Annotated in this window: 8 protein-coding genes; 6 read left to right on the top strand and 2 right to left on the bottom strand. The window is 39.2% G+C overall.

Annotation, left to right across the window (positions count from 1 at the left end):
• Positions 1 to 787 precede the first annotated feature (787 nt).
• From QM524_RS12305 to QM524_RS12280, 6 genes are all read left to right on the top strand, one after another.
• Complete coding sequence (locus QM524_RS12305) at positions 788 to 9,334, top strand: Ig-like domain-containing protein (protein WP_283344825.1); 8,547 nt, start codon at positions 788 to 790, stop codon at positions 9,332 to 9,334.
• Positions 9,335 to 9,352: 18 nt separating this feature from the next.
• Positions 9,353 to 11,785 (top strand): Ig-like domain-containing protein, encoded by a 2,433-nt coding sequence (locus QM524_RS12300; protein WP_283344824.1) that lies wholly within the window; start codon positions 9,353 to 9,355, stop codon positions 11,783 to 11,785.
• Between the two features lie 236 nt (positions 11,786 to 12,021).
• Positions 12,022 to 13,059, top strand: coding sequence for a hypothetical protein (locus tag QM524_RS12295; protein ID WP_283344823.1), 1,038 nt, complete (start codon positions 12,022 to 12,024; stop codon positions 13,057 to 13,059).
• A 263-nt stretch (positions 13,060 to 13,322) separates the two neighbouring features.
• Positions 13,323 to 13,901 (top strand): S1 domain-containing protein, encoded by a 579-nt coding sequence (locus QM524_RS12290; RefSeq protein WP_283344822.1) that lies wholly within the window; start codon positions 13,323 to 13,325, stop codon positions 13,899 to 13,901.
• Between the two features lie 112 nt (positions 13,902 to 14,013).
• Positions 14,014 to 14,400: a hypothetical protein gene (locus tag QM524_RS12285; protein WP_283344821.1), complete on the top strand. Its 387-nt coding sequence runs from the start codon at positions 14,014 to 14,016 to the stop codon at positions 14,398 to 14,400.
• Positions 14,401 to 14,956: 556 nt separating this feature from the next.
• Entirely contained in the window at positions 14,957 to 15,346 is a 390-nt protein-coding gene (locus QM524_RS12280) for a hypothetical protein (RefSeq protein ID WP_283344820.1), read from the top strand.
• 183 nt (positions 15,347 to 15,529) lie between these two features.
• Here the strand turns inward: QM524_RS12280 and QM524_RS12275 are convergent, their stop codons facing one another.
• Together QM524_RS12275 and QM524_RS12270 are read right to left on the bottom strand one after the other, a co-directional pair.
• Positions 15,530 to 16,960, bottom strand: a complete 1,431-nt coding sequence (locus tag QM524_RS12275) for an amidohydrolase (protein ID WP_283344819.1) — start codon at positions 16,958 to 16,960, stop codon at positions 15,530 to 15,532.
• Between the two features lie 248 nt (positions 16,961 to 17,208).
• Positions 17,209 to 18,384 (bottom strand): DUF3667 domain-containing protein, encoded by a 1,176-nt coding sequence (locus QM524_RS12270; protein WP_283344818.1) that lies wholly within the window; start codon positions 18,382 to 18,384, stop codon positions 17,209 to 17,211.
• Positions 18,385 to 18,477 lie beyond the last annotated feature (93 nt).

The raw sequence follows: 18,477 nt of genomic DNA, 5'->3' as shown, positions 1-18,477 counted from the left end.
TTTGTGTGTAAATTATAGGTTCGCCCTGTTGTAAAGTTATTGTTATTTAAAAAATCATTCGTACGCATATTTTTCATTTTCAATAACTAAAATTAATAGTTCTAATTATATGGAGTAAAACTCTGATTTGTGTTGTAGTTCATAGCTTTTTAATAAAAAATATTTAAAAAGATTCGCCCTAATGCTGCAATGAAGTGAGTTTTACCCTGAAGGTTTAAAAGAGTTTAGTATCGTACAAATTTTCCTTTTGATATCCGCTATGATCAAAAAATTACTAATTCTTCGCCCTTATAAGCCGAAGTTCGCCTTTGTTAGTCTTAAGGTTTATGCTCTCTTCAAATCAAATTTGAGGATACGGCTATCGTCCGCTTTTCATATCGCTTCTTCACAGCCCACCTCACAAGCTTATTTTGCTTTCGAATAATTCATAGGAATTAGTCTGCTCAATATCTAATGAGTTTGAGGTAGGAAAGATGTATCGTATTTTTCATGGTGCTTAAGCTAATTTACTGATAGACAGTAGATGTAGCGATGCTAAAATTACAGATAGTAGTTTTAGGATTGATGATATGCAAGTGTTATTCGTTTGTAGAACGTGCTGCAATGCGACTACGAATGATTTGATTTTAGATAGTGTCCTTCTCCAAAAGCCTTAATAATTTTAATTCTATCAAATTGCTCAAACTACCTTTCGCCAAAGTTGTTTAAGATAAATTTTGAAAGTGGTGCCTAAGTAATATGGTTTGGAATTGTTGGGCTACATACAACCTATAAAACAATTTTCATCATGATAAAGAATTTTGTCAGATGTCTAGTCCTTTTCCTGTGTCTTTTTCTTCTTTGGGGTAGCCCTTCTATTGCGATAGGGTCTGATAAACCCTCAAAAGCCAATCTTATTCCCGTTGACCCAGGCAATACAAGTTGTAATACAAAAACACCTTGGACGAATGCTTCGTATACAAATTTATCTGCCAGTAAGTCTAATGGTTTATGTATAGTTACAAACTCTGGTAGTCCTGCTAACCTAGTAGATGCAGATTTGACCAATACCGTGGGCTTCACCCTCACAGGTTTAGGGTGTTTTATGGAATATAGTGTTGTTGATGGTGATGCGGCAGATACTTATCCAGCAGGCTATTATGCAGGTTTTAAAATATCATCCTCTAGCTTATTGAGTGGAAGCGTTGGTGCTAAAGTAACCATCACAACCTACAATAATGGATCTCAAGCTGAGACGAAAGATGTTGTATCCAGCTTACTTGGAATCGAATCAAGTTTGGTAGATGCAAGTGGAAATACAACAGTCGGTTTTATCACAACCCAACCTTTTGATGAAGTAACCATTACATATACAACCTTAGCGGGCGTTCTTTTTGCTGGACAAGTATATTATCCAGTAATCGAGAAATTCTGTGCTGGTTCAGCGTTGGTATGTAATACCCAGACAAATATTTCTAATCCTTCTTATCCTGTCACTATTGATGCTACTCAAACAGGCATCACAGGAGTTGCATGTTTGGGATGTTCAGTCTCTAATCCTGACAATGTCATTAGCTCAAGTACTAGTGATTATGCCACTATTACCATGGCTGTTTCGGCTGGAAGTGTAGGGTCATTAGCTGTAAAAGATGTTTTGACGACTTATCCCATCGGAACTTTTGCAGGGTTTAATATTTCGAATCCAAATTTGATTAATGCGAATTTACTGTCGGGTATTACCTTAAAAACGTATAAAGCTGGGGTATTACAAGAAACCTCTTCTGCAAGTAGTTTGCTTTCGGTGAATTCCTCTTTGTTAACAGGAACTGGTGAACAATTAGTTGGCTTTATTACGACAAAAAGTTTTGATGAAGTAAAGATTGAAGTAGCGAACTTATTAGGGATTCTAAGTACGACGAGAGTTTACAACGTAGTACTAGAAAGTTTCTGTGCAGGCCCAGCGTTGAGTTGTACAGATACGTATTTGGTATCGCCAAGTTTTCCAGCGGTATTGAATGGTAGTTTGACCGGTATTGGGGGAGTAGCTTGTGTAGGCTGTTCTATTAATAATAGTCAAAATGTGGTAGATGCGAGTACTTCAAATTATGCAGACATAGTTTTGACAGCAGGCTTATTGAGTAGTGGTTCGATATCGGTAAAAGACGCTGTGACGACGTATCCAATCGGAACCTTTGCAGGTTTTGACATAGAAAATACGACCATATTAGGAGCGAGTCTTCTGAGTAATGCGACGGTAAGTACTTATTTGAATGGAGTGTTACAAGAAAGTAATGCAGGCGGATTGATATCATTATCGATTTTGAGCTCAACCCGTCAGGTAGTTGGTTTTAAAACCACTAAAACATTCAACGAAGTTCGCTTTACGATTGCGAATTTGGTAGGAGTAGATGTTGGTACGACAAGGGTGTATGGTGCCGTATTACGTTTGGCAAATGCTGCGGGTTTTGTAGCTCCAAGTTTATTGAGTAGTAGTGTGAGTAACGTATGTCCTGCCACAACAGGAAACTTATCAAGTGCCATCGGTAGCGCACCATCTGGTGCAGTGATACAGTGGTTTACAAACAATGCACATACAGGAACAGCCTACAGCACACCGAGTACTGCCGCTGCGGGTACGTATTATGCTTTTTATTATGATTCAGTATTGGGCTGTTATAGTCCAGCCTCGACAGGAGTGGTTGTTACGGTAAATGCCTGTGATACAGACGGTGATGGTGATTTGGATACAACCGACCCAGCACCAAACAATCCATGTGTATGGAGTAATAATCAAGTTTTGGCAAATACTACAACTACTTGGCGCACTGCAGATTGTGATGGCGATGGTATTAGTAATTATGCAGAAAAATTGGCAGGTACAGATCCATTAAATGCTTGTGACCCAGCCTTGGTTGTTCCAACGGTTAGTGCAAGTAGTATCAATAACATTTGTCCTGCTACGACAGCTAATTTATCTACTGCGATAAGTGGAACAGCGCCATCGGGAAGTAGTTTGGTTTGGTTTACGAATAATGCTCATACAGGCACTGCTTATTCCACGCCAACAGCAGCGACAAATGGTACCTATTATGCATTCTATTACAATGCAACGACAGGTTGTTATAGTGCTGCAAGTGCAGAGGTAGATGTATTTATCACTTCTTGTACAGGCTTAGATCCAAGTGGCGTGAGTTGCAATACGAAAGTACCTTTGACGAATGGTTTGTTTACGAACCTAGCGGCAACAAAGACGAATAGTTTGTTGGGTTGTGTGAATCTGACGACTGCCTCGACGAATAATTTGGTTGATTCAGACTTAAATAATTATGCGGGCTTTAATGTGACAGGTTTAGGTTGTAATGTGACCTACAGTGTCAAAGACAATGATGCTACAGATACGTATCCTGCGGGATATTATGCAGGTTTTAAGATAGCCTCAACAAGCCTATTGAGCGGAAGCATTGGTTCTACGGTACGTATCGAAACATATAACAATGGAGTATTTGTAGAAGGAAAAGATGTAGTGACGAGTTTGCTAGGAATAGAATCAAGTTTGTTAGATGGCAGTGGATTGGCGACGGTAGGTTTTATCACGACCCAAGGCTTTGACGAAGTACGTATTATTTACACGACTTTGGTTGGTGTAGGTTTTACAGGCCAGGTGTATTATCCCGTAATCGAGAAATTCTGTGCGGGCTCAGCGTTGGTATGTAACACACAGACGAGTGTATCGAACCCTTCTTATCCCGTAGTAATAGATGATAGTCAGACAGGTATCACTGGTGTCGCATGTGTAGGTTGTTCGATTAGCAATACAGAAAATGTAATCAGCTCAAGCACGAGTGATTATGCGACTATTACGATGTCGGCTTCTTTGGGTAGCAATGCCTCTATTTCCGTAAAAGATGTTTTGACGACTTATCCAATTGGCACCTTTGCAGGGTTTAATATTTCGAATCCGAGTTTGGTTAATGCGAATCTTTTATCAGGTATTACCATTCGCACTTACAAAGCAGGTGTATTGCAGGAGAGTTCAGGAGTAGGGACGTTATTGTCTGTTAATTCTTCACTTTTGACAGGTGCAGGCGAGCAGTTAGTGGGCTTTATTAGTACGAAAGAATTTGATGAGGTAAAACTAGAAATAACGAATGTATTAGGGATTCTGAGTACGACAAGAGTTTACAACGTAGTACTAGAAAGTTTCTGTGCAGGCCCAGCGTTGAGTTGTACGGATACGTATTTGGTATCACCAAGTTTTCCAGCAGTATTGAATGGTAGTTTGACAGGTATTGGAGGAGTAGCTTGCGTGGGCTGTTCTATTAATAATAGTCAAAATGTGATAGATGCGAGTACTTCAAATTATGCAGATATTGTATTAACCGCAGGATTATTGAGTAGTGGTTCGATATCGGTAAAAGACGCTGTGACGACGTATCCTATCGGAACGTTTGCAGGATTTGATATAGAAAATACGACCATATTAGGAGCGAGTCTTCTGAGTAATGCGACGGTAAGTACTTATTTGAATGGGGTTTTACAAGAAAGTAATGCAGGCGGATTAATCAGCTTGTCTATTCTAAGTTCAACTCGACAGGTAGTAGGTTTTAAAACCACTAAAACATTCAACGAAGTACGTTTTACGATTGCGAATTTGGTAGGAGTAGATGTTGGTACGACGAGGGTGTACGGCGCCGTATTACGTTTGGCAAATGCTGCGGGTTTTGTAGCACCGAGTTTATTGAGTAGTAGTGTAAGTAATGTATGTCCCGCTACGACAGGTAATTTATCAAGTGCGATAGGTAGCGCACCATCAGGGGCAGTGATACAGTGGTTTACCAATAATGCACATACAGGTACTGCCTACAGCACACCGAGTACCGCTGCTGCAGGAACATATTATGCTTTTTATTATGATTCAGTATTGGGTTGTTATAGTCCAGCCTCGACAGGAGTAGTTGTTACGGTAAATGCCTGTGATACAGATGGTGATGGTGATTTCGATACGACCGACCCAGCACCAAACAATCCATGTGTGTGGAGTAATAATCAAGTTTTGGCAAATACTACAACTACTTGGCGCACTGCAGATTGTGATGGCGATGGTATTAGTAATTATGCAGAGAAGTTGTCAGGCACAGATCCATTAAATGCTTGTGATCCGGCCTTGGTTGTTCCAACAGTTAGTGCAAGTAGTATCAATAACATTTGTCCTGCTACGACAGCTAATTTATCTACTGCGATAAGTGGAACAGCGCCATCGGGAAGTAGTTTGGTTTGGTTTACGAATAATACTCATACAGGCACTGCATATTCTACACCAACGGCAGCAACGGACGGGACTTATTACGCCTTTTACTATAATGCTAGCACAGGTTGTTATAGTGCTGCAAGTGCAGAGGTAGATGTATTTATCACTTCTTGTACAGGCTTAGATCCAAGTGGCGTGAGTTGCAATACAAAAGTACCTTTGACGAATGGTTTGTTTACGAACCTTTCAGCCACGAAGACCAATAGTTCATTAGGCTGTGTAAATTTGACAACCGCCTCGACGAATAATTTGGTTGATTCAGACTTAAATAATTATGCGGGCTTTAATGTGACAGGTTTAGGTTGTAATGTGACCTATAGTGTCAAAGACAATGATGCTACAGATACGTATCCTGCGGGATATTATGCAGGTTTTAAGATAGCCTCAACAAGCCTATTGAGCGGAAGCATAGGTTCAACGGTACGCATCGAAACTTATAACAATGGAGTATTGGTAGAAGGAAAAGATGTAGTGACGAGTTTGCTAGGAATAGAATCAAGTTTGTTAGATGGCAGTGGATTGGCGACAGTAGGTTTTATCACGACCCAAGGCTTTGACGAGGTACGTATTATTTACACGACTTTGGTGGGTGTAGGCTTTACAGGTCAGGTGTATTATCCCGTAATCGAGAAATTCTGTGCTGGTTCGGCGTTGGTATGTAATACACAGACGAATGTATCGAACCCTTCTTATCCAGTTATTGTAGATGATAGTCAGACGGGTATTACTGGTGTAGCCTGTGTTGGATGTTCGATAAACAATGCTGAAAATGTAATCAGCTCAAGCACGAGTGATTATGCCACCATCACGATGACAGCCTCGGTAGGTAGTATTGCTTCATTAGCCGTAAAAGATGTCCTGACAACTTATCCTATCGGAACTTTTGCAGGATTTAATATCTCGAATCCTAGTTTAATAGATGCGAATTTATTGTCAGGCATCACGATACGCACTTACAAAGCAGGGGTTTTGCAAGAGAGTTCAGGAGTAGGGACATTATTGTCTGTTAATTCTTCACTTTTGACTGGCACAGGAGAACAATTGGTAGGCTTTATCAGTACGAAGGAGTTTGATGAAGTAAAACTAGAAATAACGAATGTATTAGGGATTTTGAGTACGACGAGAGTTTACAACGTAGTACTAGAAAGTTTCTGCGCAGGCCCAGCGTTGAGTTGTACGGATACATATTTGGTATCGCCAAGTTTTCCAGCGGTCTTGAATGGTAGTTTGACAGGTATTGGAGGAGTTGCTTGCGTGGGCTGTTCTATTAACAATAGTCAAAATGTGGTAGATGCGAGTACTTCAAATTATGCAGATATTGTATTAACCGCAGGTTTATTGAGTAGTGGATCAATATCGGTAAAAGATGCTGTGACTACTTATCCAATCGGTACTTTTGCAGGTTTTGACATAGAAAATACAAGTATTCTTGGAGCGAGTCTTTTGAGTAATGCTACCGTCAGTACTTATCTGAATGGGGTTTTACAAGAAAGTAATGCAGGCGGATTAATCAGCTTGTCTATTCTAAGTTCTACTCGACAGGTAGTAGGTTTTGCTGCAACGAAGCCATTCAACGAAGTTCGCTTTACGATTGCGAATTTGGTAGGAGTAGATGTTGGTACGACGAGGGTATATGGTGCCGTATTACGTTTGGCAAATGCTGCGGGTTTTGTAGCACCGAGTTTGTTGAGTAGCAGTGTAAGCAATGTATGTCCAGCGACGACAGGTAATTTATCAAGTGCGATAGGTAGCGCACCATCTGGTGCAGTGATACAGTGGTTTACGAATAATGCACATACAGGCACTGCCTACAGCACACCGAGTACCGCTGCTGCGGGTACGTATTATGCTTTTTATTATGATTCAGTATTGGGTTGTTATAGTCCAGCCTCGACAGGAGTAGTTGTTACGGTAAATGCCTGTGATACAGACGGTGATGGTGATTTGGATTTAACCGACCCAGCACCAAACAATCCATGTGTGTGGAGCAATAATCAAGTTTTGGTAAATACTACAACTACTTGGCGCACTGCAGATTGTGATGGCGATGGTGTTTCGAATTATAAAGAAGCTACTGGAACAGACAACGATCCACTTACTATTGCTGATAATACGGACCCACTGGATGGTTGTAGTTACAATGATGTAGACCAAGTGCTTGCAAATACCTCAATAGGTTGGAAGGCACTTGATTGTGATAAGGATGGAAATCTCAATGGAACAGATAATCACCCTAAAGTGCCATTTGTGGCCGACGATGTGTTAAATGTTAGTTTTGGCATAACTGGAACAGTCAATGTCTTAGCAAATGATGATTTCATTGGAGGGCTTACTACAAGCTTGAGCCGTAATGGTGGTACAGCCACAGGTACTGTCATATTTAATGCTTTGACGGGGATCATGAGTTACACGCCAAATGCCTCTGAGCCAGGAACGAATGTTACAGTAGTTTATCAGGTGTGTAATACTGCAACGATTCCTAATGTGTGTGCAACGGCAACAGTGAATATCAGTGTACCTGCGGCAGGTGATACCGATGGAGATGGTGACCCTAACAACACAGACCCAGAACCTTTGAATGGTTGCGTATGGAGCAACAATCAAGTTTTGGCTAATACCACCACGGCTTGGAAAAATAGTGACTGTGATGGTGATGGGGTGACTAACTACAAAGAACTTACAGGAACGGATGATAATCTAGCTACTACCGCCGATAATACAGACCCGTTGGATGGTTGTAGTTACAATACAGTTGACCAAGTTTTACTTGCGACTAGTCCACTATGGAAATTGGCAGATTGTGACAAAGATGGTAATCTGAATGGCACAGACCCTAATCCGAAATTGGCAGTAGCTAACGACGATAATTTCTCGGCAAACTTTGGAAGTTCAACAATATTTAACGTCTTGACAAATGATGATTTTCTCCCTAGTCTAGCTACAACTATTACTCAAACAGGAGGAAATGCTGGAGGAACCATCGCTATTGTCGGTTCAACAGGGGTATTGACTTATACACCGCTACTTTCAGAACGTGGAACTTCAGTAACAATCATTTATCAAGTTTGTAATACAGCCATAATACCAAACGTGTGTGCGTCTGCTACCGTAACGATCGCTGTGCCTGCTGATACAGACTTGGATGGTATCCCTGATAGCCTAGATTTGGATGATGATAATGATGGTATTCTCGACACCGTAGAGGATGCCCAAATGAACGCTGATATTGATGGAGATGGAATTCCTAACCGTTTAGACTTGGATAGCGACAACGATGGTGTAAATGACGTGGACGAAGCATTGGGTATCGACCTCAATCGCGACGGTATGGCCGATGGCATCGTTTCTGTGGGTGGTATTCCTGCTACTGCTGTTGCAGGTTTGGTATTGAGTGCTCTAGATATTGATTTAGACTTGTTGCCGAATCCGTACGATTTAGATAGCAACAATGACGGAATGTTTGATTTGGCAGAAAACGGCTTTAATCCGAATTTGGATTTAGACAATAATGGGGTCGTAGACTGCTCAAGCAATTGTGACCCTGACGGTGATGGTATTTTGACCCCTGTCGATGGTTTGCCAAATACTTGGAAAGATGCAGGCTTCCCTGATTTGACCCCAACTACAGAAATTGATAATCTGGAATTTACCAACATATCCAACAGTCGAGACTTTGTTGTAAATGTTTTTGAAATAAATAACATTCTTAATATGCCTGGTAGAACAATCAGTTTCCGAGTAGCTAAAATTTCGGGCTTTGATATTACTTATTCTACAAATTCAGGTTTGTCTAATGTATTGGGTGGTACGGCGAATAGTAATAGTGATTGGGATTTTGTGGAAAATGATAACTCAATTATCGTCACAGCCAAAGCAGGAAGTGTTACTCTACAAAATACTAAAAAGGTAGTAGGCTTTACTATTACTCGAAAAGCTACTACCCCAAGTTTGACTAGTCAAAATATCACAGTTACTATCATCTATGGTTCGGCAGGAGAAGAGCGTGTAAACAATAATATTGTTGAAACGAAAGTAACAGCCAACTAATAAAACCAAGCAAGCCTTATGAATATTTTAAAGAAAATTCGCATTCTATTAGCCTGCTTGACACTCTTTAGTGTAAAAATAAAGGCACAAGATGTTAGCATAAATATTATTAATCAACCCGCTACGCTGACTCAAGGCTCTGCCTTGGGTCGGGTAATGGTCGATATTTGTAATAACGATGGGGGAAGCCGTAATGCCTCAGTTGGTAAACTTCGTCCTCTGATTAGTTTTCCAAGTAGTTTGGTCGGAAACACCGTAGTGCCAATTACTTTCGTTGGGTGGACTGTTTTATCAAATGATGGTCAATCAATTAGGCTTGAAAATACAGTCGCTATTGCGCCAGGTGAGTGTTCGCATATTGTGTTGGGATATACTGGGGTAAACATCGGTGGACCTCTGACTGTTACAGGTACCATGGGTTTTAACGGACCACAAACGGTAGGCAATTTAACAGGCAATGACAATAGTACCACCTCTATTACAATTGCTGCGGGCGGTACTGATAGTGATGGTGATGGCGATCCTGATGTTTCTGACCCAGCAGCCAATGACCCGTGTAGCTGGGGCGTAGGACAAGTAATTGCTAATACTACGCTTGTTTGGCGAAATGCAGATTGTGATGGCGATGGCGTAACTAACTACGCTGAAGCAACAGGTTTGGATGGTAACCCTGCGACTACAGCCGATAATACAGATCCTAAAAGTGCTTGTAGTTTGAACATTACTCAAGTAACATTGATGGCCACAAGTTCAGGCGATTGTGATGGTGACGGAGTAACAAATAAAGATGAAATTAATGGTTTAGACAGAAATCCGCTCACTACCGCTGACAATACAAATCCACTTGATTTGTGTAGTTATAATGCTGTAGATCAAGTAATAGCTAACACAAGCCAAACTTGGCGAACGAGCGACTGTGATAAAGATGGGAATACAAACTTTACCGATCCAAATCCTAAAAGTCCAACAGCTAATAATGATGTTTTAACCACAAGTTTTGGGTCAACTGGATCCGTTAATGTATTATTGAATGACGATTTTTTACCTAATATAACTTTAAGTATTACTCGCTCTGGAGGTACTGCACAAGGGACAGTTACTTTTTCACCGACTACTGGATTTATGACGTATTCGCCACTAGCCTCTGAGCAAGGCTCAACTGTTTCGGTGAATTATCAAGTTTGTAATACGGCGGTAAGTCCTAGTGTTTGTGCCAATGCTGTTGTAAATATCACGGTTACAGGTTCATCACCACGTTTGAGTATTACAAAAGCTGTTTCCTCTGGGTTGTATTCTCTTTTCGATAATTTTACCTATACCCTTACCGTAAATAATACAGGATCGGTACCAACCTCAGGTATGATTATTATCAAAGATACGCTTCAAATGGGTTTGGCTTTGGTTTCAGCAACGGTTAATACTGGCTGGGGTTGTAGTGCTTCGGGGCAATTGGTTACTTGTACTCGCACCAATAGTATTCCTGCTGGTGGCAGTAGTTCTGTGACTATCACTGTAGCTGCCTTGCAGGCAGGAACTTTTTACAACAAAGCAGGTGTGTACGGGGGAGGAGATCCTGTAGCTATCAATGGAATTACGGCGGCTCAATCAAATGTTACGACGACTTTTGTGGCACAATTTTCGGTAAGAGTAACTTTAAAAGTTTTCCTCAAAGGAGCTTATAATCCTACCGATGGACTAATGCTGGACAATTTGCGTTCACAAGGGCTAATACCTCTGGTACAACCTTATGGGAAAGGAGCTTACGCCGATATTCCGCACATAGGTCCAGACGAAATTACGACGTCGGATGTTCTGGCTGTAACAGGAAACAACGCTATTGTGGATTGGGTTTCTGTAGAGTTACGAGATAAAAATAATCCCGCAATTATATTGTCGAGTCGCTCGGGACTCATACAGCGAGATGGAGATATTGTCGATGTAGATGGGGTAAGTTGTTTGAGGCTCATGAATATAAGTAATAACAGTTATTATATCGCCATTCGTCACCGTAATCATTTGGCTGTGATGAGCGCTTTGAGTTATCCACTGTCCGATGCTTGTTTCAATTTGATTGATTTTACTAGCCCAAGTGTAAGCATATATACAAAACCAAATACAGATCCAGAATTTAGTGCTTATCCGATGATGGATGTTGGAGGTATTCGTGCACTGTGGGGAGGTAATGCCAGTCCTGATAGATTTGTCATTTACCAAGGCCCTAACAATGATAGAACCTTTGTAGGAAGTGTAATTTTGACAGATCCAAACAATACCGAAAGCCTCAATAATTATATGGTAAATGGGTACTTGCGAGCAGACTTAAATCTGGATGGAAATACCATTTTACAAGGACCAAACAATGATATAAATTTATTATTCAACGAAATATTTACACACCCTGAAAACGCTGAAAAGCTAAATAATTTTATTATTTTTCAGCAATTACCTTAAATATCTATCTTAAAAAAGCTGAGCCGTTTAGCTTTTTTCTAAAAACCACACAGTCTTTACGCTGTCTGTTTAAGTACGTTAATCTTTAAAAATTAACAACATTATATAAAATCGCTAAATAAAAAAATTGGTTAGGGTATTAGCTTCTTTTTTTAAAGGGCTGGTACCCAAAAACCTATTAAAATGTATTCGGCATGTTTTGTGTAGTTCAAAAAACATCAAATTGATAAAATCTTATGAAAACGTTTCTACATTATTTATTCCTTCTAATAGGACTTACACTAAGCTACAAAACTACTTTTGCTCAAAAATTAGTGAATCCTCATATTAGTTTTAAAATAGAGTTACGCCCAGATGGCTACTATTATGGAACCATGAAGTCGGATACTACGCTGAGTTCTGTAAGTCCCAGTAACAACATTTCTACCATACAATTTACGGTAGTTGCCCCCATAGGAACGTTCTCTCCAATTTCTTATTCAGGCTCAACGGTACTTAACCTCCTAGGAAGTATTGAAGATTTAGTACCTTCAGACAATCTTGGTTCATATTTGTGGACTATTCAGAGATCTACCTACGATGCTAATACAGAGTATGCTTTTATAGGAATGACTGGTTCACCACGACTTACAAATACGATCACAAAAGACGTTGAAATTCCCTTGTTTCGTTTTAGACTACAAAATTGTTTAGGAAATATTCGCATGTATCAAAATGGCATAGATTTGCCAAGCCGTTCGGGAACAGCCTTGTTAAATACTGATTGCTCTATCTACCTATCAAGGATTAAAGAAAGTCTTGCCGATGCCTACAAAGATAATTATGGCGGACCCGCTGCCTGTCTTACAGCTCTCATACCCGACTTAATGACGTCATTGACTGCACCATCTTCTGGTGCTCCCAATACAGCTTACAGTTATACCGTCAGTGTCATGAATGTAGGCTCAGGCCTTAGTTCAGGAATTGTGTCAGAAAGTTTTAGTTTGCCCGCAGGTTTGACATTCAATAGTGGAGGAGGCAATGGCTGGACATGCGCCGTTGCAGGTACATCCTCTGGTACAACAACAGTCATCTGTACCAATCCCGCACCGAATGTGCCAGCAAGTGGAAGTATTAATTTCCCATTGACGGTAAAACCAACAACTTTGGGTGCTTTTACCATCACAGCACAAGTATCGGGTGGAGGAGAAAGCAACACCAATAACAACAATGCCACAAGTAATACCACCAGTATTGGTTGTGGTGTGAGCGCAGGAGGAATCAACAGACTTTAATCACTTCTTGGTTAAAGAAAAGAAATATAAGCCTAAGGAGGACAGCAATAACAGCACTGCAAAGCGCTTTTATTGGCAGAAATTCAATAAGATAAGGAGTAACTATTTTTTCGTTGCGAGCGAAAATCAATACTTCAGCAGTACTAGAGGTTGGGATAATCTGCCAACCTCTTTTTTTGTGGAAAGGTCGAGTTATTGGCGATAAAAGGATAGTTTTATGGTGGTAGTTATAGTTACGCTTGTTCACAATCATTTAATAAAGAATGGATTCATACGAAATACTTAAAAGTACGCATAAAGTTGGACAACGCATTTCTGGCGTAGTTATAGGATTTGAACGATTTGAATATCAGGATTTTGTAACATATCAAGTAGAGGTTGAAACAAACTCTAAATACAAATCAATACTGGTATATGATAGTACACAATATGATTTGAATCTAACAAATGAAATTGTACCTCAAAAAGGAACATATATTGAAATGGTTGTGAAAAACTTTGCTGATCAAACCTTATATCTAAGTGCCCATCCAAATGATTTAGACGAAACCGAGATAAAATTATATAAAGACTTTTATGATTTAATTTCAACTATTAAAGAAGGTACTAAACTAAAGGGTAAGATACTTAAAGTTAATCCTTTCGGAATTTTTGTTGATTTAAACTTCCCATTTATTGGGCTTATAGATATTGGACACTCTAATTTTAATGAAGGAGAGAAACTACCTAGCGACTTTTATACTTGGGCAAAAGAAGGTGATAGTATAGATTGTATTGTCTCTTATTATCGGTTTTATAACAGACAAATAGGATTAGGTTGGTCACCTGATGAAACAAAATAAATAGAAAACATTAGCGCTGGATTCCTATCCAGTATTTCATATTATGATATTCTTTGATATGCTCTTATGTGAAATCAACCAGATAGTTATTTAGACAGTCTCATAATTGAATATGATAGAAGACTTAATTTATAAAGACCAAGATGATGTAGTTTGTATATTTCATCGACAATTATATTATGATTTCCTGTATAAATATGTTACGGAGGTATTGAAAGAAAAAATAGATGAAGAATCGAATAAACATTTCTTAAAGGTTTTATCAGACATGACTACGTTTGAAGATGTAGCCCTAATAACTATGGAATTTAGTTCATTTTGGATGTATATGATTATGGGTAAATTAAAAGATGGCTATGCCGAATACAACAAAGTAGATTCTTCTAAAAATAAAGAGATATTTGATTATGAAGATATATTTTTGGCTGAAAATAACATAGAAGGATTTATAGAAGAAGTGCTTCCTGATGGTTGTTTTAAGGGATCATGTTGGTTATAGAATACTTACAACTAACTACCTTGCAGTCGCTCAGCTCTAGCCGAGTGAGGCTTATCAGTGAGCTCTCTGGGTGTTGTTGGCATAGGAAATGAATTAAGATTAAAGTAAAAATATGTAAATTAATTCGTCAACTCATAGCATGGCTTATCATATTGAAGAGATTAATATAGTATCCTTAGGTCTAAATAGGAATGTGATAGACACTACGCTTGCAGACCCAACCAGAAAATGTACCTGGCTTGTCATGGAAAGATAATGGGCTAAAGTCTTGAAAGCTAAATAAAAGGTGGGTGAAAAAATTGAAGTAAAGTATGGAGCTGATATAAGATCAACAAGGTTTGTTGTAAGAGTATGGTTAAAAATTTTACTTGGCACGTATTTGTAAAACAAAATTTCTCTTCGCCACACCTTACTTTTCTTCACTGGACCTGCCTCACTCAGGCGTACTCGTCTAACGCAAAAAAAGTAACCGCGCGGCAGCCGCAAAAGAAAGTCAAGAAATCTTAATTGATGACTTATAGAGTTTAAGTATACTCCAAACTATACAATTGATGGTATGAAAGCTTCTCCTAAATTTTTCAAATTAATTTATTATCATATGGAAAGTACAGAGCTTAAAACATTAATAGGCTTTATCAAAGAAAATACAGTTTTTAATGAAATAATATCAAAAACAATCATTGTAGAATATTATACTATTGAGAAAGGAGGAAGCCTAGATTCGATACTTCATTTGAAGAATGGAGACATTATAACATTCAGAGATTTTGATACCAGCTTTATTTGGAGTATATGGTCATTAATTAATTTATATTTTAATGCAACCTCTTATAGTACAAATCGATGGAACAAGGCTGAATTTACTGTATATAAAGATGGACGATATGATGTAAAAACATGGTGGGATAGCGAATTTCAGATTTCTTTATATGGCGAAGACAACTAAATAATACACTAGCTACTGTTGGATTCCTATCCATCACTCCCTATCCATCACTCCTTTTTCTCAAGATTCTATTCCTTGCAGGAGGCTATCCTTTTTGGACAGACTCCTGCAAGAGCCAATGTTATCGCAAGCTATAGTTCACTTAGTTTAGCAAAGTCCAATTTGGAGGATATGAAGAGTTTATCATTTCCGGTAGTCTAATGGAGGCTTTCTATCGCCTGCCAAGGATTTATATTCAAATATTTTTGCTCCTCGTCTTTGGTACAATTCTTCTTTGGCTTGTTCAATCAAATTGGGTGATTTAAACAAGTTTTGAGCCGTAAGGGCAATCGTTTGGGCGGCGTTCATCATGCCTTTATGCCCAATACTCATACCATTGCAGGCAACAGCTTGCCAGCTGTGGGCGGGCACACCTGGCACCCATGTAGCTGTAGAAAGTCCAGTCGTAGGTGTAACCCAACTCACATCGCCCACATCTGTAGAAGCAGGAAACGCCAAGCCTGTGGTATAAGGACGTACCGTTTGGGCGGAACTGATAGGGGCAAGTGTTTGGGCATTTACCGTCTGGCGAATTTTTTCGGCAAAAGCTATTTCTTCAGGTGTGTAAGGTACGCCTCCGACTTTTTCAAGGCTTTTTTGCATTTCTTTTGCCAAAACATCATTGGGGAGTAAATTGTATAATCCTGCCAAAATTTCGTAGCTCATTTTCGTTTCTGTACCATGGGCTGCCGCTTCTGCGGTTTTGAGGAGGCGTTGCCAAATTTCTTCTAAACCCTGTGCTGTAGGGTTACGAATTGTATATTCGACCATTGCATAATCAGGTACGATGTTGGAGGTAAGTCCGCCGTTTTTAATCACATAATGAATACGTGTTTCGGGAGAAATATGTTCTCGCATCAAGTTTACCATGTAGTTCATGGCTTCAACGGCATCTAAAGCCGAGCGACCTTTTTCGGGACTAGCCGAAGCATGAGCTGCCAAGCCCGTAAAACTAAAATTGGCTACTCGATACGCCAGAGACGAGTTCGGACTAGCGTTGTTGTTATCGCCCGGGTGCCAATGCAAAACGGCATCAATATCTTTGAAAACACCCTCTTTCACCAAATAGGTTTTGCCACCGCCAGCACCTTCTTCGGCTGGTGTGCCAATCAGGCGGATTGTTCCTTTGATACGAGCTTTTGCCATCCAATTTTTGGTGGCAATGGCTGCCGCAACCGAGCCCACACCAAACAAGTTGTGCCCGCAAGCATGGCCATAGGCATTCACAAATTTAGCTTTTCTGAAAGGCAATGCTTCTTGTGATAAACCGGGCAAGGCATCCATTTCTGCCAAAATACCAATCACAGGAGAGCCAGTGCCATAGGTAGCCACAAAGGCCGTTTGCATAGCTCCAACACCTTTTTGTATTTGAAAACCAGCAGCTTGCAATTCTTCTATTAGGGCGTTGGAGGTTTTATCTTCTAAATATCCCGGTTCGGCCCATTGCCAAATTTTATCAGACAAGGCAGTGTATTGGGTATATTTTTGTTGTAATTCTTGGGTAATTTCTTGTTGAGCCAGCGCACACGGAATACCTATCCAAAGGCAAAGGCATACATACAGTAGTTTTTTCATGGTTTTAGTTTGGGTGAATGAGTGGAAAACAATATTTTGACGTATTTTCACTAATATCAAATTTAACCCATGAGCAAGTTTAAATCAAGCAAGTAACAGAATGTTATTTTGAAAATATCCAAGCAAAATCTTTACAATGAAAAAAGAGTGCTGGATTCCAATCCAGCACTCTTTTTTCCTAGGATTCTATCTTTTATTGAGGTAATCTATTGGAAACCTAACTTGAATGGGCAAGTTTGACCAGCATTTTAAGTCGTCACTAGTCCAGAGAAGATTCCAATGAGGATAATTAAAAAGAATAAAAATGAGTAAGACATAGTCAGTAGTATGAACTTTACAATCGTTTTTACCCAACTTTGCTGATATACGTTTTTGATAGAAATCATGAAATACACTAAACTCAGAACTATCACAAACAATCCAATGTATCCTGATTGATCATAAAAATCTTGATTGAAAAAGTATTTGTGTAAATCATTCAGCAATTCACATATTGCCCAAAATACAAAAATAGCGGAGTGGGTATATAAGGTAAACACAAGGTGTTGAAAGTAATACCGCCACTTGGTACGTCTTTCGAAAAACCATAAGATATAGGCTGCAAACGGTAATAGAATAAACATGATTGTCGGCAGATAATTGTTGAACAACATCGTTCTGCCATTTATTTCAGATTTTAATCCATACTTTTCTTCAAGATAGCGATGGTATTCCTTTACAATACTATTTTTGATAGTTTTCCTGACAGGGAAGAATGTAGATATTCCCTTAGTCGTCAACACGGAATCTAAAGCCTTATCATTTAATTGAAAGTAGTAGGTGATGGAATCTTTTGGAATAATGAGTTTTTTGAAAAGACCTAAATAAAATTTGGAGCCATCTTTTCTAGCATTATACTCTTTTTGAGCATCTTTCATACCTTTTCTGAATTCATCCAGATTACTTTTTGAGACAGTATCTGGTTCTGATTCGAGGTTATTAGAAAGGTCTTTTTTTAATTGTCTAGCAAAGTTTCTACCGCTATTATAGTCTCTATTTTCGGCTTTTCTAAGCGAATCAATGGTGTTTTTGCTCCGTAGCTCGGTGCTGCTCTCATCTTTTAGTAGGTCTGAACTCATGATGAAAAAAAAGATAGCACTCACTGCAAAATACATTCTTACAGGGTGCATATATTTAACTCTTTTCCCTGAGTTAAATGCTAAAGGCAGTTTACCCGGATGCGTGAATATAATTTTTACCGTTTCGATAAACTTGGTTTCAAAAAAAGTAATACCTCCAATAAACTCCATGATTAGGTCTTTCATGGGTGCATTCAAATTGTGATTTTCTTGTCCGCAATCGTGGCAATAATTTTCATTGCGTTCTAGGACAGTTTCACAGTTTGGGCATAAATGGGTTTTACGGCGTACTTTTCTTTTTCGCATAATAAAATAGTAGTATGGTAGTATTTGAAATGAGGCTATACAAATTTAGATAGTTTTAGAAAAAACTCCCTAACAATTGCTGGATTCTCATCG

Origin of the sequence: Flectobacillus roseus (genome assembly GCF_030056595.1) — a bacterium.
In the GTDB taxonomy this organism is placed as follows: domain Bacteria; phylum Bacteroidota; class Bacteroidia; order Cytophagales; family Spirosomataceae; genus Flectobacillus; species Flectobacillus roseus.
Note: the sequence above shows the minus strand (reverse complement) of the source record. Positions and strands in the feature narration are given on the sequence as shown.